Below are 19,367 nucleotides of genomic sequence, written 5' to 3'. Positions count from 1 at the left end.
GCCCGGGGGTTACCCGTACTCCATGACCGACCAGGAGCGGCGGACCGGGCGCGACGAGACGGAGGAGGAGCGCGCCGACCGGATGTGGGGCGAGCTCATCCAGGAGGTGCGCGTCGCCCAGACCGGAGTGCAGATCCTGTTCGGCTTCCTGCTCACCGTGGTCTTCCAGCAGAAGTACGCCCAGCTGTCCGACGTGGACAAGACGATCTACATCGTGACCGTCATCCTGGGCGCGTCCGCCACGGGCGCCCTCATCGGCCCGGTGTCGCTGCACCGGCTGGTCGCCGGCCGCAAGGTGAAGCCGCAGGCGGTGCGGACGGCGTCCCGGCTCACCTCGATCGGCCTCTTCCTGCTGCTGGCCACCATGACCGCCTCCCTGGTGCTGATCCTCCGGGTGGCCACCGGCGGCAGCCAGGTGACCTGGGCGGTGGCGGCCGTCGTCGTCTGGTACCTGGTGTGCTGGTACGGCCTGCCGCTGTGGTCCCGGCACCGCCGCACGACCCGCTGAGCCGCGTCACACCGGCCGAGCCGCGTCACACGCCCCGCCGAGCCGCCTCCAGCGCCCGCAGCTGCCGGTCGTGCACCCTGCTCAGCACCAGGACGGACACCGTCGCGCCGATGAGCGCGCAGAACATGTCCCACTGGGTGTCCCACACATCGCCCTGGGTGGCCAGGAAGGCGTCCGCCCCGTGCCCGCCGATCTCGGCCGCCAGCCACTCCAGCAGCTCGAAGAAGGCGCTGAACGCGAGGCACGCGCACACCGTCAGCGGGGCCAGCCAGCGGCTGCCGCGCAACGGCGAGGTACGGACGAGCAGTTCCCGGACCAGGACCGCCGGCACGAACCCCTGCATGAGGTGGCCGAAGCGGTCGTACGGATTGCGGGACAGGTGGAAGGTGTCGCGCACCCAGTCGCCCACCGGCACCTCGGCGTAGGTGTAGTGGCCGCCGACGGCGAGCACCAGGGCGTGCGCCGCGAGGAGCCCGGCCAGCAGCCCGGTCAGCGGGAAGCGCCGCCAGGTCAGCACCACCAGCGGCAGCCCGACCAGCACCCACACCGTCTCCAGGAACCAGGTCGTACGGTCCCGTGCGCCCCACGCCGAAAGGGCCATGCCGGCCACCACCACCCCGGCGAGCAGCGCCGGCGGAACCCGGCGGGGCACGCGGTGCGGAACGGGGCGCGGGGCGGGGTGCACTGCGGTCATCGCGGACTCCTTCTCGTGGGAGCCCCATCGTGGCCGCGGCGTCCGGGCGCCTGCATGAGTACGGCTACTCAGCCGGTGGCGAGGATCTCCGCGAGTACGTCGTCCACCGGGACCTCTTCGCGGCCGGGCGGCACGGCCATGTAGGTGTCGCTCAGGAAGGAGGCCAGCGCGGGCGCCCACGCGAACACCACCGCGTGGTGGCGGCTGCCGCCGGGCAGCGGGTCGCCGAGGAAATCCATGCGCACTTCCCTCCAGCGCCCCTGCCGTACGGGACGCAGCCGGACGTCCCCGACCCCGACCGGTTCTCTCAGCCCGTCGTTCAGCATCTCGCGGTCCAGCCGCCACCGGGCGAGCACCCGGCCGTCCAGGGTGAACACCGCGGTGACGGCGAACGGGTCACCGGGGTCGTACGACAGATGGGCGAGGACGGGACAGCGGCCCGTCCCGTCCGTCCGGAGCTGTACGACCAGGGTCCTGTGCACGATGGGGTTCACGCGAGTGGCCTCCGAGAACGATCGGCTTGGTGCCTTCTAGTACCCCTCTCGCGGGAAAAACGCTCAATCCTGAGCGGAATTGCCCTGCGAGTCCTACGAGTCCTACGCGTCCGCGGTGTTCTCGTCGCTCTCGGTGCCCTTCGTGCCGCGCAGCGCGGCCAGGCAGGAGCCGATGGCCTGCTGGAGGTCCTCCAGGCGCTGGACCATGTCGTCCTCGTAGAAGTCCTGGGCGTCGTCGAAGGTCAGCTCCTCGAACGCCTTGGTCGCCTTCTGCAGGCTGTTGTAGAACTTGGTGCGCTTCTCCTGGACCCGCAGTTCGGGGTCGGCCTCCACCGCCTCCACGACCAGGTTCTTCATGGTGTCGTAGGCCTCGGTCGCCCACTCGCCGGTGTCCTCGTCCTCGTCCAGCTCGTCGAGGAGCGACAGATGGCGCTCGGCCTCCTGGCGCAGCTCCGACGGCGCGTCGACGGTCTGCCCGGCCGGGGTCTTGATCTGGCCGGACTCGGCGATCTGCCGGACGTAGCCGATCCGGTCGGCCGAGCGGCTCTCGGTGGCGACGGCCTTCTTCAGGTCGGCGGTGCGGACCACGTCCCGGGCCAGCACGGTCTGCAGGTCCGGGTCCTCCTTGATGCGGTCGAGAAGGGCCGAGCGGGCGGCGCGGGCGGTGGACGGGTCGGCGAGGATCGCGGCGCGCAGCGCGGTGGGGTTCTCGGCGACCTCGAGGGCCTTGGTGGGCCGGATGCCCTCGGCCTCGGCGGCCTCCGCGATGGCCGTGCCGCGCTCGGAGCCGGCACTGCTGCGGGAGACGTAGTAGTCCAGCCAGACGTCGGAGTCCGGGAGTTCCACCTCCTGGCCCGGGGCGAGGGCCTCGAAGTGCGGGACCAGACCGTCGTCGGCGGCCTTGTCCCAGGCCTTGTAGTAGCGCATGACACGCTCCGCGGAGCAGCCGGCCAGCTCGGCGAACTCCTTCGCCGACACCTTCGGCGTCTCGTCCGCCCCCTGACCTCCCGGCCGCACGCTGCGGGCCACCATCAGCCCGAACGTCCAGCCTCCGGTCCGCACATAGGCGCCGAACTCGCGGGCGTCCCGCGCCACCAGGTCGGAGAGGGGAGCCGGGGACGCGCTGGACGTCTCGGACGGGTCGATCGCTAGGGTCACGGAGGACACTCCTGAAGGCTGCCGAACTGCATACGTACCGACGGGCAGCCTATATCGACCCATTGGCCGGGGTTTGCCGGACCGGCGAAGATCAGCCGAGGGCGTCGCGCAGTGCCGGCAACAGCGTCTTGCGGGACCAGTCCAGGTACTCCGGCTGTGACTCGCCGCCGATCTGCACCAGGGCGATCTCCCCGAACCCGGCCTCGGCGTACGGCCGTACGGCCTCGACGAAGTCGTCCGGGTCGTCCCCGCACGGGATGGACGCGGCCACGTCGTCCTGGGTGACGAACTGGGTCGCGGCCTCGAAGGCGTCCGGGTGCGGAAGTTCGGAGTTGACCTTCCAGCCGCCGCCGAACCAGCGGAACTGGGCGTGCGCGCGCTTCACCGCCGTGTCCCGGTCGGGGTCCCAGCACACCGGCAGCTGCCCGACCCGGGGCTTGCCCGAACCGCCGTGCCGGTCGAAGGCGTCGAGGAGGGACGCCTTCGGCTCGGTGGCGATGACCAGGTCGGCGAGGTGCCCGGCGAGCGTGCAGGACTGTTCGCCGGAGACCGCGATGCCGATCGGCGGCGGGTCGTCCGGCAGGTCCCACAGGCGGGCGGACTCCACGTCGAAGTGGGTGCCCCGGTGGTTCACATGGCCGCCCGCGAACAGCGCCCTGATGATCTCCACCGCCTCTTCCAGCATCTCGTGCCGTACGTCCACCGACGGCCAGCCGCCGCCCACCACGTGCTCGTTGAGATTCTCTCCCGCGCCGAGGCCGAGCCGGAACCGGCCCCCGGACAGCACCTGCACGGTCGCCGCCTTCTGGGCCACCACCGCCGGGTGGTAACGGAACGTCGGGCAGGTCACGTAGGTCATCAGCGGGATCCGCTCGGTGGCCTGGGCGGCCGCACCGAGCACGCTCCACACGTACGGCGAGTGCCCCTGTGAACGCAACCACGGAAAGTAGTGGTCCGAGGCCACCGAGAAGTCGAAACCCGCTTCCTCGGCCCCCACCAGATGGTCCACGAGATCACGTGGACCGGCCTGCTCGGTCATCATCGTGTATCCGATTTGCACCATAGGCGCCGAGTCCCCCGGTCGGGCGGCCGGAAAACGGATCAGCTCGCTCAGGTGCGGAACGTCTCCAGGAAGGTCTTCATGGCGAGCTTGTCCGCGGCGTCGTCCCAGTCGGCGGCGGGTGCCGTGATGCGCAGCGAGAAGCTGCGGCCGCCGCCGAGCAGGAAGCCGCGGCCGAAGGTGTGCACCCGGTCGGCCCCCGTGCCGGACAGCCACTCCATGTCCGCGGCCTTGTGGCCCTGGTAGGTGGTCGCTGTGATCTCGCCGATCCGTTGGTAGCCGTCCAGTTTCTCCAGCCCCGGCTCCACGTCGTCCCGCCAGATCGCGACCGGGTCCGGGCCCGCCTGGGTGCTGTAGGTGACCGCCAGGGTGCGAAGGTCGTCGCCGCCCGGGCCGAAGGTGACACGGTAGGCGACGTCGTCCCGGGCGGTGTCGAGGCGCTTCCAGCCCTTCGGGAGCGCCACGGAGAACCCCTCCGGGGCTGTGTAACGGCGGAAACCGGCCGGCAGGGCACCCGCCGAGGCCGAGGCCGAGGCAGAGGCCGAAGCGGAGACGGAGGCGGAGACGGAGACGGAGGCGGAGGCCGACGGGGTGGGGGAGGAGGACGCCCTGTGCGACGGGGAGGGACTGGGGCCGTTGCCGTCCGTGCGGTTGCCCGCTGCGCCGGCCGTGGCCGAGGCGCTCGGCGCCGAGCCGGCCGTGGCGGCACCCGGCAGGCCCTGGGTCGCGGCCAGCACCGCGACGGACACGGTCACCACGGCCAGCGCGGTCCCGCCGATCATGGTGGTCCTGCTCCACCCGGAGGCCCGGGCGGCCACATAGGCGCCGCGCAGCCGGGAGACGGGGGCGGGCTGCTCGGCCGTCTCCGGGTCCTCCTCCAGGACACGTGTCAGTGCCTGACGCACCACGGCCCGGCCGAGCCGCTCCCGAGAGCTCTTCCGCAGCAGCCCCTGCATCACCTGGGTCAGCGGCCCGGCCCGCAGCGGGGTGCGCAGCGGCAGCCGGTCCACGCCCTTGAGGGTGGCGTCGGCCCTGCCCCGGTCCCGGAACGGCGGCCGTCCCTCGACCATCGTGTACAGGATCGCGCCGAGCGCCCACAGGTCGGCGGCGGGGCCGATCCGCTCGTCGCGGGCCTGCTCCGGCGAGGCGTACGACGGCGCGGTGACCCGGGGCGCCAGCGTCGCGCCGGCCAGACCGAACCCGGTGACGACCACCGGGCCCCGGTCGCGGACGAAGATCTGGCCGGGGCTCAGCTCGCCGTGCGTGTAGCCGTCGGCGTGCGCGGCCTCCAGCACGTCGAGCACTTCCAGACCGATGCGTGCGGCCTGTACATAGTTGAACGTGGACTGCTGGGCGAGCAGTTCACTGAGCGGCGTGCCGTCGATCAGCTCCGTCACCGTCCACAGCACGCCCGCCTCCTCGAAGGCGTCGATCACCATGGCGACCCGGCCCGGCCGCAGCGCGCTCATCACCTCCGAGGAACGCAGAATGCGGGCCGTGGCCCGGCGCACGGTGTCCTCGGTGGGCGACTCGGGAAACGCGATCTCGGTCACCAGACGCGGTCGCTCGGCCTGCACGTCCTCCGCGTACCAGCTGACGCGGTTCGGCTCGCGGTCGGCGACCTCGAGGAGCCGGTACCTTCCGGCGACCAACTCTTGTGCGGAGACATGCGCCTTGACCATCGTCATCCCTCGCTGAAACCCCTGCCTCGTCATTGACCAGAGGTACGCGGGACATACCTGGGTTTGTTCAAAGAATCTGCAACTCGGGGACCGTTCTTGCCTTTTATTCAAGTGGCCGCACCGGCCCGGCACTTGAGGAAAACAACCTATGGCCGGGCTTCGACCTGCGGGTAACCGACGGTAAAAGCCCGGCTGCGATCCGCTGGTCAGGCCGGCCCGAAGCGCGCGGTCCACTCCGAGATCTCCTGGTGTGTCACATTGCCTCCGCACACCACGAGCCCGATGCGGGCCCCGGTGCCGACCCGCTCGAGCACCTGCCGGGCCGCGGGCAGCAGACAGCCGGCGGCGGGCTCGGCCCACACCTTCGCGTGCTCGGCGAACTCCAGACTGCCCCGCACCGCCTCCCGGTCCGGCACCACCAGCACCTCCTCCACCAGCGCCGCCGCATGGTCGTACGTCAGCCGGGACACGGACGGCGCGCTGAGCGTCGTCACGATCGACGACACCGCGACCGGCAGCGGACCGCCCGCCGCGAGCGCCTCGGACATGGCCTGCGCGCCCGCCGTCTCCACGCCCCACACCCGCACCTCGGGGCGGCGGGCCCGCACTGCCGCCGCGACGCCCGCGATCAGGCCCCCGCCGCCGATGCTGACGATCACGTCGGTGACGTCGTCGTCCGCGTCCTCGGCGAGTTCCAGGCCCACCGTGCCCTGTCCGGCGATCACGACCGGGTCGTCGAAGGGGTGGACCAGGGTGAGCCCCTCGTCCCGCAGCCGCGGCACCAGCGCGAACGCCGAGTCCATGCCGTCGGTGAGCCGCACCGACGCCCCGGCCGCCTCGACCAGCGCGATCGACCGCGCGGGCGCCGTCCGCGGCATCACCACCGTCGCCTTCACATCGAGGGCCGCGGCCATCACCGCGAGGGCGATGCCGTGGTTGCCGCCGCTGACCGCCACCACGCCGGCGGCCCGCTCGGCCTCGCTCAGGGAGAGCAGCTTCGCCGTGGCACCGCGTGCCTTGAAGGAGCCGGTGCGCTGGAGGAGTTCGAGCTTGGCGGTGACCGGGACGCCGAGCAGCTCCGACAGGCCGGGACTGGGCACGGTGGGGGTGCGTACGACGTGTCCTTCGATCAGCCTGGCCGCGGCTTCGATGTCCGAGATGCCGATGATGCCGTTCAAGGCGGTTCACCCTTCCGGCGCGGGGCGACGGTCCGCGCCGCTCGCACCCTCACCCGGCCGGACCGCCCTGGTCAACCCGGACCGGCCGCGGCGGCCGGACCACGCGGACCAGGGCGCCGGGTGTCAGTGCTGCTGCGCCTTCTGCGGGGTCGCCTCGCTCGGCCGGACCACGACATGGCCCTCGCCCTGGAGCATCAGCTGGACCGTTTCGCCGGAACCGCCGCGCAGCATCGAGCCGATGGACTGCGAACGGTGCAGCGAGGTCTGCAGGTGCGCGGTCCAGCCCACCACCGCGTCCGTGTCGACGTACACCGGTGCCTGCGGCGAGACCGGGATCACCAGCGGGTTGCCGTCACAGATCAGGCCGAGCCTGCCGTATCCGGAGAACACGCTGTTGAACAGGCCGCCGCCCGCGATGCCGGACCCCTTCACCGTCCGGATCTCGTACGACAGCGTGGCGTCGAAGCACAGCACGTTGCGGCCGTTCACGGTGAACTGGTCGCCCGGCTCTATCTCCACGATGAAACAGTTCTGCGCCTCGTGCGCGAACCAGGCCTCGCCCTGGCCCTGCACGGACATCAACGGCAGCCCCTCGCCGGTCACCGCGCGCTTGAGCATCCCGCCCACGCCCTGGCCCTTGCGCTCGAACTTCAGACTGCCGCGGTGCGCGATCATCGCGCCCTGGCGGGCGTACATCTCGCCGCTGACCGCGTACCTGAGGCACTTCGCGTTCTCGACCGTCATGCCCGGCTCGACCGCCGGCGCCACCATGTGCTGACTTGAAAAGAGATCACCCTTCATGCCGGGCATGGTGTCCCGGACGGACCCGTTCCGCCAAGATCACGGACGGTACCGGCTCAGGCACCGAACAGCTGGGTCCAGTAGGTGCCGGCCCGCCCGCCCCCGGCGAAGCCGGTGCCTATGTGGGTGAAGTCCGGTTCGAGGATGTTGGCCCGGTGACCCGGGCTGTTCATCCAGCCCTCCACCACCTCGGCCGCGGAACGCTGGCCGCAGGCGATGTTCTCGCCGATGGTGCGCCGGCGGGAGCCCGCGGCGGCGGCCCGGTCCCAGGGCTGGGTGCCCTCGGGGGAGGTGTGCGAGTAGAAGTCGCGGGTCGCCATGTCCGTGCTGTAGGCCTGGGCGGCCGCCGCCAGCTGCGGATCCGCCGCGAGCGGCCGCAGGCCGGCCCGGGTGCGCTCCTGGTTGGTGAGGTCGACGACCTCGGCGCGGGTGCGGGTCAGTTCGGCCTGGGTGAGGGGTCTGGCCCACAGGGCGGTCCAGTAGGTGTCCCCGTCCCGCGGGCCGCGGGCGTGCGCCAGGCCGGCGTGGGTGAAGGCCGGGTCGAGCAGGGTGCGCCGGGCGTCCTCGGTGCGCAGGCAGTAGTCGACGAACTCGGCCGGGGTGCGCGGGCCCGAGACGAGGTGTTCGCCCACCGTGACATAGGCGAATCCGGTGGCGCTGATCCGCTGGTGGACGGAGACGCCGTCGCGGCTCTCGCCGGACAGCCGGCCGGCCTCGGCCATCGCGGTGGCGTGGGCGAGGGCGGCGGAGGTGAGCCGGGTGTCCGGGGCCACCGGCGGGCGGCCGGCCCCGGCGCGGGCGGAGTTGACCAGGCCCAGCAGCCCGTCCGGATCGGGGAGCGAGGCCACTGAGGGGCGGGCCGGCGAGGCCGCCGTGCGCTGGCTCGGGATCGTGGCGCGGAAACCGGGGGACGGCTGCCGGTCCTCGACCACGTCGACACCGAAGTCCCGGGCGAGGCCGGCCAGTCCGTCCGCGTACCCCTGGCCGATCGCGCGCAGCTTCCAGCCGGTGCCCCGGCGGTATATCTCGGAGAGCAGCAGCAGGGTCTCCGTCTGCGGGCGCGGCGGGGCGAAGCGGGCCACCGTACGGCCGAGGCGGTCGGCCACGTGCAGGGTGGCGGCGGGCAGCCGGCCGAGCGGGGTGCCGGGCTCGGCGGCGGTGACCGTGAGGGTGACGCGCTGGGCGCCGGTCCGCAGCAGGCCCGGCTCGACGGTCAGCGTGTCACCGCGCAGCCGGACGCCGGGTGCGTCCGGCTGGTTGTAGAAGACGAAGTCGGCGTCCCCGCCGACCTTGCCGCTCTCGTCGGTGATCAGCGCCGACACGTCGAAGGGGCCGGGCACCCGCAGCGTCAGCGCGCCGCCCGGAAGGGGCAGATTGCCCCCGGGGACCAGCTCGCTCATCTCGCCGCCTCTGCGAGGTCGGGGGCCGAAGGTCGCGCCCGGTGGGGGAGTCGCCGGTTGAACGTCCGGCCCGGGCGCGGGGTTCCCTCCGAGAACCGGGGCGCTACTGCTCCCGCGGCGCGGCCGGTGCCACGTCCTCGCGCTCCAGCGGCACGGCCGCGGTCCGCGGGGACTTCTGCTTGCCGCAGAACACCGGCTCCAGCGTGGCCGCCAGGGTGTTCAGCACGTCGGAGCTGTTGGAGGCGTTGGCGAGCGCGGTGAGGCTGCGCCTGCCGTCCTTGCTGGTGAAGGAGTACGTGTAGTAGCCCTGGACGGCGCCCGTGTGGCCGTAGACGGAGATCCCGCAGGACAGGTCGCGGCGGCGCAGCCCGAGGCCGTAGGAGGTGTTGGCGTTGACGCGGGTGAAGCGCTCCATCTCCGCGAGGCGCGCGGTCGACGTCAGCTTTCCGCGCACCAGCGCCGAGTAGAACGTGTCGAGGTCGCGTGCGCTGGAGATGATGGCGCCCGCGCTCTGTGCCCAGGAGACCGTCTGGTCCGTGGCGTCGACGGGCGCGGCGCCCGCCCGGTCCGCGGTGAGGTAGCCGTTGGCGTGCCGCCCCGGGATCTTCGTGTCGGGGTGGACGTAGAAGGTGTCGTCGAGCTTCAGCGGCTTGAAGATGCGGTTCTCGTACTCCGTGCGCACGCTGTGCCCGGTCAGCTTCTCGATCAGCATGCCGGCGACCACGAAGTTGGTGTTGGAGTACGAGTAGGCGGCGCCCGGCGCGTTGGTGCGCGCCTTCTTCAGGGACATGTCCACCAGCTGGCGGTAGGTGAAGACCTTGTTGCGCACGGCCTCGAAGCCGGTCACGCTGCTGGCGAACATGTCGTTGGTGTAGTCGTAGAGACCGCTGCGGTGGCTCAGCACGTGCCGCACGGTGATGCGGTCGTCCGGCAGCAGACCCGGCAGGTAGCGGTTGACGGGCGCGTCCAGGGCGAGTTTGTGCTCGTCCACCAGTTGCAGCAGGACCACCGCCGAGAACGTCTTGGTGACGCTGCCCACCCGGAAGCGGTCGGTGGTGGTGAGGGCCCGCCGGGTCGTCCGGTCGGCGACGCCCTGTGCGGACCGGTAGACCTGCGTGCCGTCGTCGATGCGGGCCATCGCGCCGGGCGCGCCCTTCGCCACGACCGAGCGCAGCACCGCGGCCAGTCCCGTGGTGTCGGGCGCCGGGAGGGCGGTGGCCGCCCGCGGCCCGGCCGCCGTCTTCAGGGGCGCCGCCTGGGCCGGGACCGCGAACAGTGACAGCGTCACCGCCCCGAGCACCGCGCTTCTGCACATCATTGCCGAGACCATTCGGACCTGTTCCTCTCCGTGCTGTCTTCGATGCGAGATGAGTCACATACGGCTCGGGGAACCCTCTCGCATCCCGTCACATCTCCACAGTCGACGCACAGTTGGTCACTCCTTGATCACTGTGCGGTGCGGGTTCGCCAAGTAATGCCACGAAAGGCAAGAAACGTAACGAATTGCGCTTTACATGTACATGATTCGTCCGGAAGGGTTGCGGCTCGGGGCCCGACCAGCCCTCTCGGCGCCCGACGGCGCCCTGCCGCAAGGCGGTTGGTGACCCCGGCCGTCTTCGAACGAAGGAACCCTGATCAGTGCGTAGCGCGCACATACGCAGCGTGGCGGTCGCCGTCGCCGTGACGACGGCCGCCACGGGCCTGGCCGGCACCGCCTTCGCCGGCCCCGCGACGGGGGAACGACAGCCGGCCGTGGCGGCCTCCGCCACGACGGCCGCGCAGGTGGTGGCGGCGGCCCGGACCGCGGCCTTCGCCCATGCCGCGGCGACCGGAGTCGGCGCGGGCGACGAGCTCCAGCCGCAGGACGTGATGATCGACCCCGAAGGGGCGCGCCATGTCCGCTTCGTCCGCACCCACCGGGGGATGCCGGTGCTCGGCGGCGACCTCGTCGTCCATCTTTCCCGCCGGTTGGCCTACAGCGGCGTCACCCGGGCGGCCGACCACACCGTCAGGCCCGCCGCCACCGAGGCGAAGCTGACCGTCCGGCAGGCCGAGGAGAAGGCCGCCGCGGCCGCCGACGGCGACGCCGGCACCGCCCGGCTCGTGGTGGACGCACGCGACGGCGCCGCCGCCCTCGCCTACCAGGTGGCGGTCGACGGTGCGGACGGCTCCAGCACGGTCGTCGTAGACGCCCTCACCGGGAAGGTGCGCAGCAACACGCCGGACAGCGACGAGTTCCTCTCGCCCAGGCTGCTGGACACCCTCCGCAGCCACGGCGAGACCCTCGACCCGGCCACCGGCACCGGCGCACAGGCCCAGGCCCTGGCCGGCGCGTCCGTCTCCGCCGCCGCCCACTACCCGGTGACCGCCCACGGCTCCGGCAGGTCCCTCTTCGTCGGCAAGGTCCCGCTCACCACCACGCAGACCGCCCGCAAGAGCTTCCTGCTCAAGGACCCCACCCGCTACGGCACCGAGACCCGGGACGCCAAGGGCAGGGAGACCGAGAGCTTCGGCCAGGGCACCAAGTTCACCAGCGCCACCGACAGCTGGGGCAACGGCACCACAACCAGCCGGGGCAGCGCGGCCGCCGACGCCCAGTACGGCATCACCGAGACCCTGGACTTCTACAAGAAGACCTTCGGCCGCAAGGGCATAGCCAACAACTCCAAGCCCGCCCGCGCCATGGTCCACTGGGGCGACAAGGTCGGCAACGCCTTCTGGGACTCCGCCTGCGGCTGCATGCTGTACGGCGACGGCGACGGCGACGAGATCAAGAAGCCGCTGGTCGTCCTCGACGTCACCGGCCACGAGCTGACCCACGGCGTGGTGGACGCCACCGCCAAGCTCGAACCGACGCGCGTCGACAACGACGGCAACCAGTTCGGCGAACCGGGCGCGCTGAACGAGTCGCTGGCCGACATCTTCGGCTCCGGCGTGGAGTTCTTCGCCAACAACCCGAAGAACCCGCCGAACTACCTGCTGGGCGAGAAGCTGGGCCTGCGCCAGAAGTTCCTGCGCCGCCTCGACCACCCCTCGCTCGACCGCCTCGAAGGGACGGTCGACTACTGGTCGCCCGAGGTGGCGGACGCCGAGGTGCACGCCGGCTCCGGCGTCTCGTCGCATGCCTTCTACCTGCTCGCCGAGGGCAGCGGCCGCAAGACGATCGGCGCCACCACCTACGACTCGCCCACCTACGACGGGTCCACGGTCACGGGTATCGGCCGCGCCAAGGCCACGGCGATCTTCTACCGTGCCCTGACCCGGTACATGGTCTCCTCGACCGACTTCCACGACGCGCGGATCGCGACGCTGAGGGCGGCCAAGGACCTCTACGGCGCGAACGGCGCCGAGTACCGCACGGTCGACCAGGCCTGGGCCGCGGTCAACGTCACCGAGGCCGACACGCCGGCCGCCCGCCGCTGACGGGCGCGCCCCACCGCTGATCCGGGTGCCCCGTCGGGGGGCTGGGCACCCGGATCGGTCGCGCTTGCGGAACGTGAGCCAACGCCCCCGCCCCACCCGTCATTTGAAGGCCACGGGAGCCTCACAGTCAACCATCAGGTGATTCCTGTTTCTTTTATTGACAGCGGAAAATAAGCCACCTAAGTTCCCGGCCATGCGCTCCACCTCCCGAGCCGAGACGTTCCCGGCCCACACGCCGGCCGTCTCGCAGATCTTCACCACGGTCCTGTGCCACGGCCCCCTCACCCGCCTGGAGGCGGCCCGCCGGGCCGGCCTGTCACCGGCGGCCGTGACCAAGGCCGTCCGGCCGCTCCTCGCGGCCGGGTACCTGGCGGAGGACGCCGACGGCGAGGCCCGGCCCGCCCTCGGGCGCCCCGCCAACCTGGTGCGGGTGGACGGCGGACGCGCTCTGTTCATCGGGGTCAAGGTGACCGGCGACGAGGTCATCGCGGTCCTCACCGACCTGTGCTGCCGGATCCTGCTGGCCCGCCGGCTGCCGGTCACGGACCGCGCGGCCAGGGCCGTCCTGACCTCCGTCGCCGAACTCACCCACGAACTGCGCACCGAGGCCGAGGACTTCGGCGCCCCCGTGCTCGGGCTCGGCATCGCCGTCTCCGGCGACGTGGACCGGGCCGAAGGGGCCGTGCGGTACTCACCCTTCCTCGACTGGCGGGACGTGCCCCTCGCCGAACTCGCCGCGATGACCACCGGACTGCCGGTCGTCGTCGACCACGACGTCCGCGCCCTGACCGTCGCCGAGCAGTGGTTCGGCGCCGGTGTCGGGCTCTCCGACTTCGCCGTCGTCACCGTCGGCGCCGGCATCGGCTGCGGACTGGTGGTCCACGGCCAGGTGGTGTCCGGTGCGCACGGCGTGGCGGGGGAGATCGGGCACGTGGCCATCGACCCGGCCGGGCCCCACTGCCACTGCGGCAACCGCGGCTGCGTGGAGGCGATCGCCGGGGACGCGGCGATCGTCGCCCGCATGCGGGAGGTGACCGGCCGTCAGGTCGCCGACTCCGCGGCGGCGGTGGCCCTCGCCCACGAAGGCGTGCCCGGAGCGCGCGAGGTGTACGCCCGCGCCGGTGAGGCCATCGGCCGGGGCATCGCCACGGTGGCCAACCTCTTCGGCCCCGAACGCGTGATCATCTCCGGCGAGGGACTCGCCGCCCACGACCTCTTCGCCGAGCAGATCCTCGACTCGTTCACCGCGGCCGCCTTCGGCTCCGCCGCGCGGTGCGACGTACAGACCCGCCCGCTCCCCTTCGAGGAGTGGGCACGCGGGGCCGCGGCCGCCGCGATCCAGTCCTTCATCACCTCTTCTCCCACACCGACGGGCAAGGGCTGAGCCGCCCAAGACCCCGAACCCTGGAGGGCCCATGCGGTCACCTTCGACATCCGCCCTGCCCGTACGCGGGCTGAGAACCGTCCTCGTGCTGGCACTCACGGCAGCCTTCGCGGCCACCGTGCCCGCCGCGCAGGCCGACACCCCCGCCCCGATCGCCGCCAAGCCCTACATGGGCTGGTCGAGCTGGAGCATGCAGTCGTCCAAGTACCCGGGCCTGAACGACAAGGGCGACTACAGCTACCTGACCGAGGCGAACGTCCTCAAGCAGACCGACGCCCTGGCGAGCAAACTGAAGAAGTACGGCTACGACTACGTCAACATCGACGCCGGCTGGTGGATGGACTGGAACTGGAAGCAGGGGTACGACCAGTACGGCCGTCAGAAGGCCGACCCCGCCCGCTTCCCCAGCGGCATGAAGGCCGTCGCCGACCACATCCACGCCAAGGGCCTCAAGGCCGGCATCTACCTCCCGGTGGGCCTGGAGAAGGGCGCGTACGGCGACGGCAAGACGCCGATCTGGAACGCCGAGGGCTGCACCACCGCTGACGTCGTCTACGACGACCTGCGCACCACCAACGGCTGGGACAGCTCGTACAAGCTCGACTTCGACAAGCCGTGCGCGCAGAAGTACATAGACTCGCAGGCCCAGTTGCTCGCCGGCTGGGGCTACGACTTCCTCAAGCTCGACGGCGTCGGCCCCGGCTCCGGCAAGAGCGGCGACCAGTACGACAACGTCGCCGACGTGGCCGCCTGGCACCGGGCGATCGCCGCCACCGGCCATGCGATCCACCTGGAAGCCTCCTGGTCCCTGGACTTCGGGCACGCCGCCGACTGGCAGAAGTACACCAATGGCTGGCGCATCGACACCGACGTCGAGTGCTACTGCAACACCCTCGTCAGCTGGGAGAACTCCGTCGACGACCGCTGGGACGACACCCCGGCCTGGACCGGCAAGGCGGGCCCCGGCGGCTGGAACGACCTCGACTCCCTCGACGTCGGCAACGGCGCGATGGACGGCCTCACCAAGGCCGAACGGCAGAGCTACGCCACGCTGTGGGCCATCGCCAAGTCGCCCCTGTTCACCGGTGACGACATCACCAAGCTGGACGACTACGGCGTCTCCCTGCTGACCAACCGCGACGTCATCGCGATCGACCAGAGCGACAACCCGCCGGCCCGGCCGATCACCCCGTCCGACCCGCAGCAGGTCTGGGCCGCGAAGAACGCCGACGGCACCTACACCGTCGCCCTGTTCAACCTCGCGGACTCGCCCTCGGCGGTCACCGCCGACTGGACGGCGCTGGGATTCACCGGCATGGCGTCGGTGCGGGACCTGTGGAACCACGAGAACCTGGGCAGCTTCCAGAACAAGATCACGGAAGCGCTGCCGGCCCACGGCTCACGCCTGTTCACCGTGACGCCGAAGGGCAGCGCGCTGGCCTCCACCGGGTACGAGGCCGAGGCGAGCGGCAACACGCTGAGCGGAAACGCCTCTGTCGCCGGGTGCGACGCGTGCTCCGGCCGGCAGAAGGTCGGAAACCTGTACCAGGGCGGCAAGCTGACCTTCAACGACGTGGTGGTCGACAAGGCCGGTACGTATCTGGTGAAGGTGGCCTACATCAGCGGTGACTCCCGGCCGGCCACCGTCGCGGCCAACTCCGGGGCAGGGACCGGCCACAAGTTCCCGTCCACCGGGGACTGGGGGACCGTGGCGACGGTGAGTGTGCCGGTGGTGCTGAAGGCCGGTGCGAACACGATCAGCTTCGACAGCGGGTCGGGGTACGCGCCGGACGTCGACCGGATCGACGTTCCCAAGTCGCCCCGTTAGTGGCCTCGGTAAGCGCGTAGTTCGGGAGCTGCCGGCCGGTGGGGGCCGGTCGCGCAGTTCCCCGCGCCCCCGAGGGGGCGCCCTTCTCACGGACGTCGGATTGGAACTCCATGGACAACCAACCCAGTAGACGCAGCTTCCTGGCCCTCGCGGCAGCCACCGGAGCCCTGGCCGGGCTGCCCTCCTTCACCGCATCCGCCGCGCCGGTGCGGTCCTCCGAACCGCTCGCCACCCCTCGCCATCAACTCTGGTGGCAGGCGCCTGCCGACGACGGGTCGATGATCACGCAGGGGCTGCCCGTCGGCAACGGCCGGCTCGGCGCCCTCGCCGGCAACGACTCCGGCCGTGAGCTCCTCCTGGTCACCGACGCCACCCTGTGGACCGGCGGTCTCAACGACACCCTCGACTCCGACGGCCAGTTCCCCTACGGCCGGGCGGACTTCGGCTCGCTCACCCTCCTCGCCCGGCTCACCGTCGAGATACCCGACCACGACCTGGGCGCCGTCTCCGACTACCGCCGCACCCTCGACCTCGACAACGGCGTGGTGACGGCGTCCTACGTCCGCTCCGGCGTGACGTACCGGCGGCAGGTGTTCGCCAGCCGTCCCGACGACGTGATCGTGCTGCACTTCGGCCAGGACGGCGGCGGGCGCTACACCGGCACCATCACCCTGGAGGGCACCCACGGGGAGACCGGCGGCACCGCCGAGTCGTTCGCCGGGTCCTTCGCCAACGGACTGAGGTACGGGGCCGCCGTCAAGGCGTACGGCAGCGGCGGCAGCGTGCGGGTGAGCGGGTCGCACATCAGCTTCGCCGACTGCCGCGAGCTCACCGTCGTACTCAGCGGCGGCACCGACTACGCACCGGACGCCGCCGCCGGCTACCGGGACACCTCCGTCGACCCGGTGGCGCTGGCCCGTACCAAGGTGAAGGCCGCCGCCCGGCACTCCGCGGACTCCCTGCTGCGCACCCACGCGGCGGACCACCGGGCGCTGTTCGGCCAGTTCGACCTCTCCCTCGGTACGTCGACGGCGGACCAGCGCGAACTGGACACCTGGGCGCGTCTCCAGGCCCGCGCCGACACCGGCGATCCCGATCCCGAACTCGAGGCCGCCTACGCCCAGTTCGGCCGCTACCTGATGATCGCCGGATCACGCGACAGCCTGCCGACGGGCCTCCAGGGCCTCTGGCTGGACGGCAACGACCCGGACTGGATGGGCGACTACCACACCGACATCAACATCCAGATGAACTACTGGATGTCCGACCGGCTGGGCCTGTCCCAGTGCTTCGACGCGTTCACCGACTACTGCCTCGCCCAGCTCCCGTCCTGGACGGACCTCACGCAGCGGCTCTTCCAGGACTCCCGCAACCGCTACCGCAACTCCAACGGCGAGGTCGCCGGCTGGACCGTCGCCATCTCCACCAACCCCTTCGGCGGAGGCGGCTGGTGGTGGCACCCGGCGGGCAACGCCTGGCTGTGCCAGAGCCTCTGGGAGCACTACGAGTTCACCCAATCCCGCGCCCACCTGGAGAAGATCTACCCTCTCCTCAAGGGCGCCTGCGAGTTCTGGGCGGCGCGGCTGCTCACCACCACCCTGGAGGACGGGAAGGAAGTGCTGATCGCGGACAGCGACTGGTCGCCGGAGCAGGGACCGCTGGACGCCAAGGGCATCACCTACGCGCAGGAACAGGTCTGGATCCTGTTCGGGAACTTCCGTACTGCAGCCGCCGAGCTGAAGAGAGATGCTGGATACGCCGCCACCATCGGCGGCCTGCGCGAACGCCTCTACCTGCCGGTGGTGAGCCCCAAGACCGGCTGGCTGGAGGAGTGGATGTCCCCGGACAACCTCGGCGAGACCACCCACCGCCACCTCTCGCCGCTGATCAACCTCTTCCCCGGCGACCGGATCCGCCCCGACGGCTCCACCCCCGCCGACATCGTCAAGGGCGCCACCGCCCTGCTCACCGCCCGCGGCATGGACAGCTTCGGCTGGGCCAACGCCTGGCGCTCGCTGTGCTGGGCCCGGCTCAAGGACGCCGACAAGGCCTACCAGCTCGTCGTGCGCAACCTCCGCCCCTCGAGCAACGGCAGCAACGGCACCTCGCCCAACCTCTTCGACATCTACGAGGTCGAGCAGGGCCGGGGCATCTTCCAGATCGACGCCAACTTCGGCACCCCGGCCGCCATCCTGGAGATGCTGCTGTACTCCCGCCCTGGCCACCTGGAACTCCTGCCCGCCCTCCCCGACGCCTGGGCCGCCTCCGGCAAGGTCACCGGAGCGGGCGCGCGCGGCGGCTTCGTCGTGGACCTGAGCTGGCGGGACGGCCGGCCGACGGAGGCCCGGATCCGCAGCGTGGGCGGCCGTACGACCACGGTCGCCTACGGCGGGAAGACCCGGACGATCACGCTGAAGCCCGGCACGTCCGTCACGCTGAAGGACCTGGCGCGGTGACCGGCCGGTTCGCGCGGCTCGTCGGCGTCGCCGCCGTCTTGCTGGCCACGGTCGCCTGCCAGACCGGGCCCGCCGGGGCGACACCCGTGCGGGAGTCCTCCGCGTCGCCGTCGGCACAGTCCCCGCAGTCCTCGCAGTCCCCCCAACCCGCCCGGCCCGCTCCGTCCTCCTCCCGGTCCGCCGCCTCAGCCCGGCACGACGTCGTCACCTGGGGGGCCGGCGCCGACCAGCTGGGACAGGGCACCGCCGACCGCGGCTACCGGCTGGTCGTGCACACCAGCACGGCCGGCAGCGACCTGCGGGTGCGGCTGTCCAACGCCTTCGGCGACCGGCCGCTGAACCTGGACAGCGTCTACGCCGGTCTGCAGAGCGCGGGCGCCGCCCTCAAGCCGGGCAGCAACAGGCGGCTGACCTTCGACGGCGCCCGCACGGTCGCCGTGCCGGCCGGCGCCACCGTGTGGAGCGACCCGCTGCCCGGCACCCTGCCCGCCGGCAGCAACCTGGTCGTCAGCCTGCACAGCCCGGACGCGGCCGGCCCCGCCACCGGCCACGGGATGGCCATGCAGACCTCCTACCTCACCCAGGGCGACCACACCGCCGAGGAGAGCGCCGCCAACTGGACCGGCACCACAGGATCCTGGTGGTACCTCGACTCGGTCTCCGTACGGCCGAAGGACCCGGACACCGGGGCGGTGGTGGCGCTCGGCGACTCCATCACCGACGGCTGGGCCTCCACCAGCGACCAGAACCGGCGCTGGCCCGACTACCTCGCCCGCCGGCTCCAGAAGGCCGGCACCGAGGTCAAGGGCGTGGCCGACGAGGGGATCTCCGGCAACAAGGTCCTCGCCGACGGCGCCGGGCAGGCGGCCCTCAACCGGCTGGACCGCGACGTCCTCAGCCAGCCGGGCGTCCGTACCGTCTTCCTCTTCGAGGGGGTCAACGACATCAAGGCCCACACCGGGGTCACCGCGGCCGACCTGATCGCCGGATACCAGCAGGTCGTCCGGCGGGCGCACGCGGCCGGGAAGTGCGTGGTCGCCTCGACCGTCGGGCCGTTCGAGGGCTGGCCGGAGTGGGACCAGGCGGGCGAGGCGGTACGCCGGCAGGTCAACCAGTACATCCGCACCAGCGGGGAGTTCGACGGGATCGCCGACTTCGACCGGATCCTGCGCAGCCCCTACGACCAGGCGCGGATGCTGCCGTTCCTGGACGGCGGCGACCACATCCACCCCAACGACAAGGGAATGCAGGCCATGGCCGACTCCGTCGACCTGGCGGGCCTCGACTGCGACCGCTGAACC

15 protein-coding genes are annotated in these 19,367 nt (G+C 71.7%); 6 read left to right on the top strand and 9 right to left on the bottom strand.

Annotated features, from left to right (window positions below; translation table 11 throughout):
* Positions 1-22 precede the first annotated feature (22 nt).
* Positions 23-508, top strand: coding sequence for a DUF6328 family protein (locus ACFY6U_RS16675; RefSeq protein ID WP_390038761.1), 486 nt, complete (start codon positions 23-25; stop codon positions 506-508).
* Between the two features lie 25 nt (positions 509-533).
* Here the strand turns inward: ACFY6U_RS16675 and ACFY6U_RS16670 are convergent, their stop codons facing one another.
* From ACFY6U_RS16670 to ACFY6U_RS16630, 9 genes are all read right to left on the bottom strand, one after another.
* On the bottom strand, positions 534-1,202 hold the full coding sequence (locus tag ACFY6U_RS16670) for a DUF2238 domain-containing protein (protein WP_390038759.1): 669 nt from the start codon (positions 1,200-1,202) through the stop codon (positions 534-536).
* 68 nt (positions 1,203-1,270) lie between these two features.
* Positions 1,271-1,696: an SsgA family sporulation/cell division regulator gene (locus tag ACFY6U_RS16665; protein ID WP_351501154.1), complete on the bottom strand. Its 426-nt coding sequence runs from the start codon at positions 1,694-1,696 to the stop codon at positions 1,271-1,273.
* Positions 1,697-1,798: 102 nt separating this feature from the next.
* On the bottom strand, positions 1,799-2,854 hold the full coding sequence (locus tag ACFY6U_RS16660; RefSeq protein WP_390038758.1) for a hypothetical protein: 1,056 nt from the start codon (positions 2,852-2,854) through the stop codon (positions 1,799-1,801).
* Between the two features lie 91 nt (positions 2,855-2,945).
* Positions 2,946-3,917 carry an LLM class F420-dependent oxidoreductase gene (locus ACFY6U_RS16655; RefSeq protein WP_390038756.1) on the bottom strand — a complete coding sequence of 324 codons (972 nt, stop codon included), beginning with the start codon at positions 3,915-3,917 and terminating at the stop codon, positions 2,946-2,948.
* A 47-nt stretch (positions 3,918-3,964) separates the two neighbouring features.
* Positions 3,965-5,602 (bottom strand): serine/threonine protein kinase, encoded by a 1,638-nt coding sequence (locus ACFY6U_RS16650; protein ID WP_390038754.1) that lies wholly within the window; start codon positions 5,600-5,602, stop codon positions 3,965-3,967.
* Between the two features lie 200 nt (positions 5,603-5,802).
* Positions 5,803-6,765 (bottom strand): threonine/serine dehydratase, encoded by a 963-nt coding sequence (locus tag ACFY6U_RS16645; protein WP_390039708.1) that lies wholly within the window; start codon positions 6,763-6,765, stop codon positions 5,803-5,805.
* Between the two features lie 132 nt (positions 6,766-6,897).
* Entirely contained in the window at positions 6,898-7,575 is a 678-nt protein-coding gene (locus tag ACFY6U_RS16640; protein ID WP_390038752.1) for an AIM24 family protein, read from the bottom strand.
* A 56-nt stretch (positions 7,576-7,631) separates the two neighbouring features.
* Positions 7,632-8,975, bottom strand: coding sequence for a CAP domain-containing protein (locus ACFY6U_RS16635; protein WP_390038750.1), 1,344 nt, complete (start codon positions 8,973-8,975; stop codon positions 7,632-7,634).
* 103 nt (positions 8,976-9,078) lie between these two features.
* Positions 9,079-10,290, bottom strand: coding sequence for a serine hydrolase domain-containing protein (locus tag ACFY6U_RS16630; protein ID WP_390039706.1), 1,212 nt, complete (start codon positions 10,288-10,290; stop codon positions 9,079-9,081).
* A 323-nt stretch (positions 10,291-10,613) separates the two neighbouring features.
* On the opposite strand from ACFY6U_RS16630, the gene ACFY6U_RS16625 reads away from it, so the two are divergent.
* The 5 genes from ACFY6U_RS16625 to ACFY6U_RS16605 all read left to right on the top strand — a co-directional run bounded on the left by ACFY6U_RS16625 (position 10,614) and on the right by ACFY6U_RS16605 (position 19,364).
* Positions 10,614-12,398 carry a M4 family metallopeptidase gene (locus tag ACFY6U_RS16625; protein WP_390038748.1) on the top strand — a complete coding sequence of 595 codons (1,785 nt, stop codon included), beginning with the start codon at positions 10,614-10,616 and terminating at the stop codon, positions 12,396-12,398.
* Between the two features lie 193 nt (positions 12,399-12,591).
* Positions 12,592-13,782, top strand: a complete 1,191-nt coding sequence (locus tag ACFY6U_RS16620; RefSeq protein ID WP_390038746.1) for an ROK family protein — start codon at positions 12,592-12,594, stop codon at positions 13,780-13,782.
* Between the two features lie 31 nt (positions 13,783-13,813).
* Positions 13,814-15,610, top strand: a complete 1,797-nt coding sequence (locus ACFY6U_RS16615) for an alpha-galactosidase D (protein ID WP_390038744.1) — start codon at positions 13,814-13,816, stop codon at positions 15,608-15,610.
* Between the two features lie 110 nt (positions 15,611-15,720).
* Positions 15,721-18,066, top strand: a complete 2,346-nt coding sequence (locus tag ACFY6U_RS16610) for a glycoside hydrolase N-terminal domain-containing protein (protein WP_390038742.1) — start codon at positions 15,721-15,723, stop codon at positions 18,064-18,066.
* Positions 18,063-19,364, top strand: coding sequence for an SGNH/GDSL hydrolase family protein (locus tag ACFY6U_RS16605; protein WP_390038740.1), 1,302 nt, complete (start codon positions 18,063-18,065; stop codon positions 19,362-19,364). Before ACFY6U_RS16610 ends, ACFY6U_RS16605 begins: the two co-directional genes overlap by 4 nt.
* Positions 19,365-19,367: the final 3 nt, after the last annotated feature.

Source organism: Streptomyces sp. NPDC013157, from assembly GCF_042899865.1.
Lineage (GTDB): Bacteria > Actinomycetota > Actinomycetes > Streptomycetales > Streptomycetaceae > Streptomyces.
This window is presented reverse-complemented; position numbering and strand designations above follow the sequence as displayed.

What these genes read in the sequence shown, in the direction of transcription:
- ACFY6U_RS16675 (WP_390038761.1), top strand. Translation starts at nt 23, where the DNA reads ATGACCGACCAGGAGCGGCGGACCGGGCGCGACGAGACGGAGGAGGAG.
- ACFY6U_RS16670 (WP_390038759.1), bottom strand. Translation starts at nt 1,202, where the DNA reads ATGACCGCAGTGCACCCCGCCCCGCGCCCCGTTCCGCACCGCGTGCCC.
- ACFY6U_RS16655 (WP_390038756.1), bottom strand. Translation starts at nt 3,917, where the DNA reads ATGGTGCAAATCGGATACACGATGATGACCGAGCAGGCCGGTCCACGT.
- ACFY6U_RS16650 (WP_390038754.1), bottom strand. Translation starts at nt 5,602, where the DNA reads ATGACGATGGTCAAGGCGCATGTCTCCGCACAAGAGTTGGTCGCCGGA.
- ACFY6U_RS16640 (WP_390038752.1), bottom strand. Translation starts at nt 7,575, where the DNA reads ATGAAGGGTGATCTCTTTTCAAGTCAGCACATGGTGGCGCCGGCGGTC.
- ACFY6U_RS16635 (WP_390038750.1), bottom strand. Translation starts at nt 8,975, where the DNA reads ATGAGCGAGCTGGTCCCCGGGGGCAATCTGCCCCTTCCGGGCGGCGCG.
- ACFY6U_RS16630 (WP_390039706.1), bottom strand. Translation starts at nt 10,290, where the DNA reads ATGTGCAGAAGCGCGGTGCTCGGGGCGGTGACGCTGTCACTGTTCGCG.
- ACFY6U_RS16620 (WP_390038746.1), top strand. Translation starts at nt 12,592, where the DNA reads ATGCGCTCCACCTCCCGAGCCGAGACGTTCCCGGCCCACACGCCGGCC.
- ACFY6U_RS16615 (WP_390038744.1), top strand. Translation starts at nt 13,814, where the DNA reads ATGCGGTCACCTTCGACATCCGCCCTGCCCGTACGCGGGCTGAGAACC.
- ACFY6U_RS16610 (WP_390038742.1), top strand. Translation starts at nt 15,721, where the DNA reads ATGGACAACCAACCCAGTAGACGCAGCTTCCTGGCCCTCGCGGCAGCC.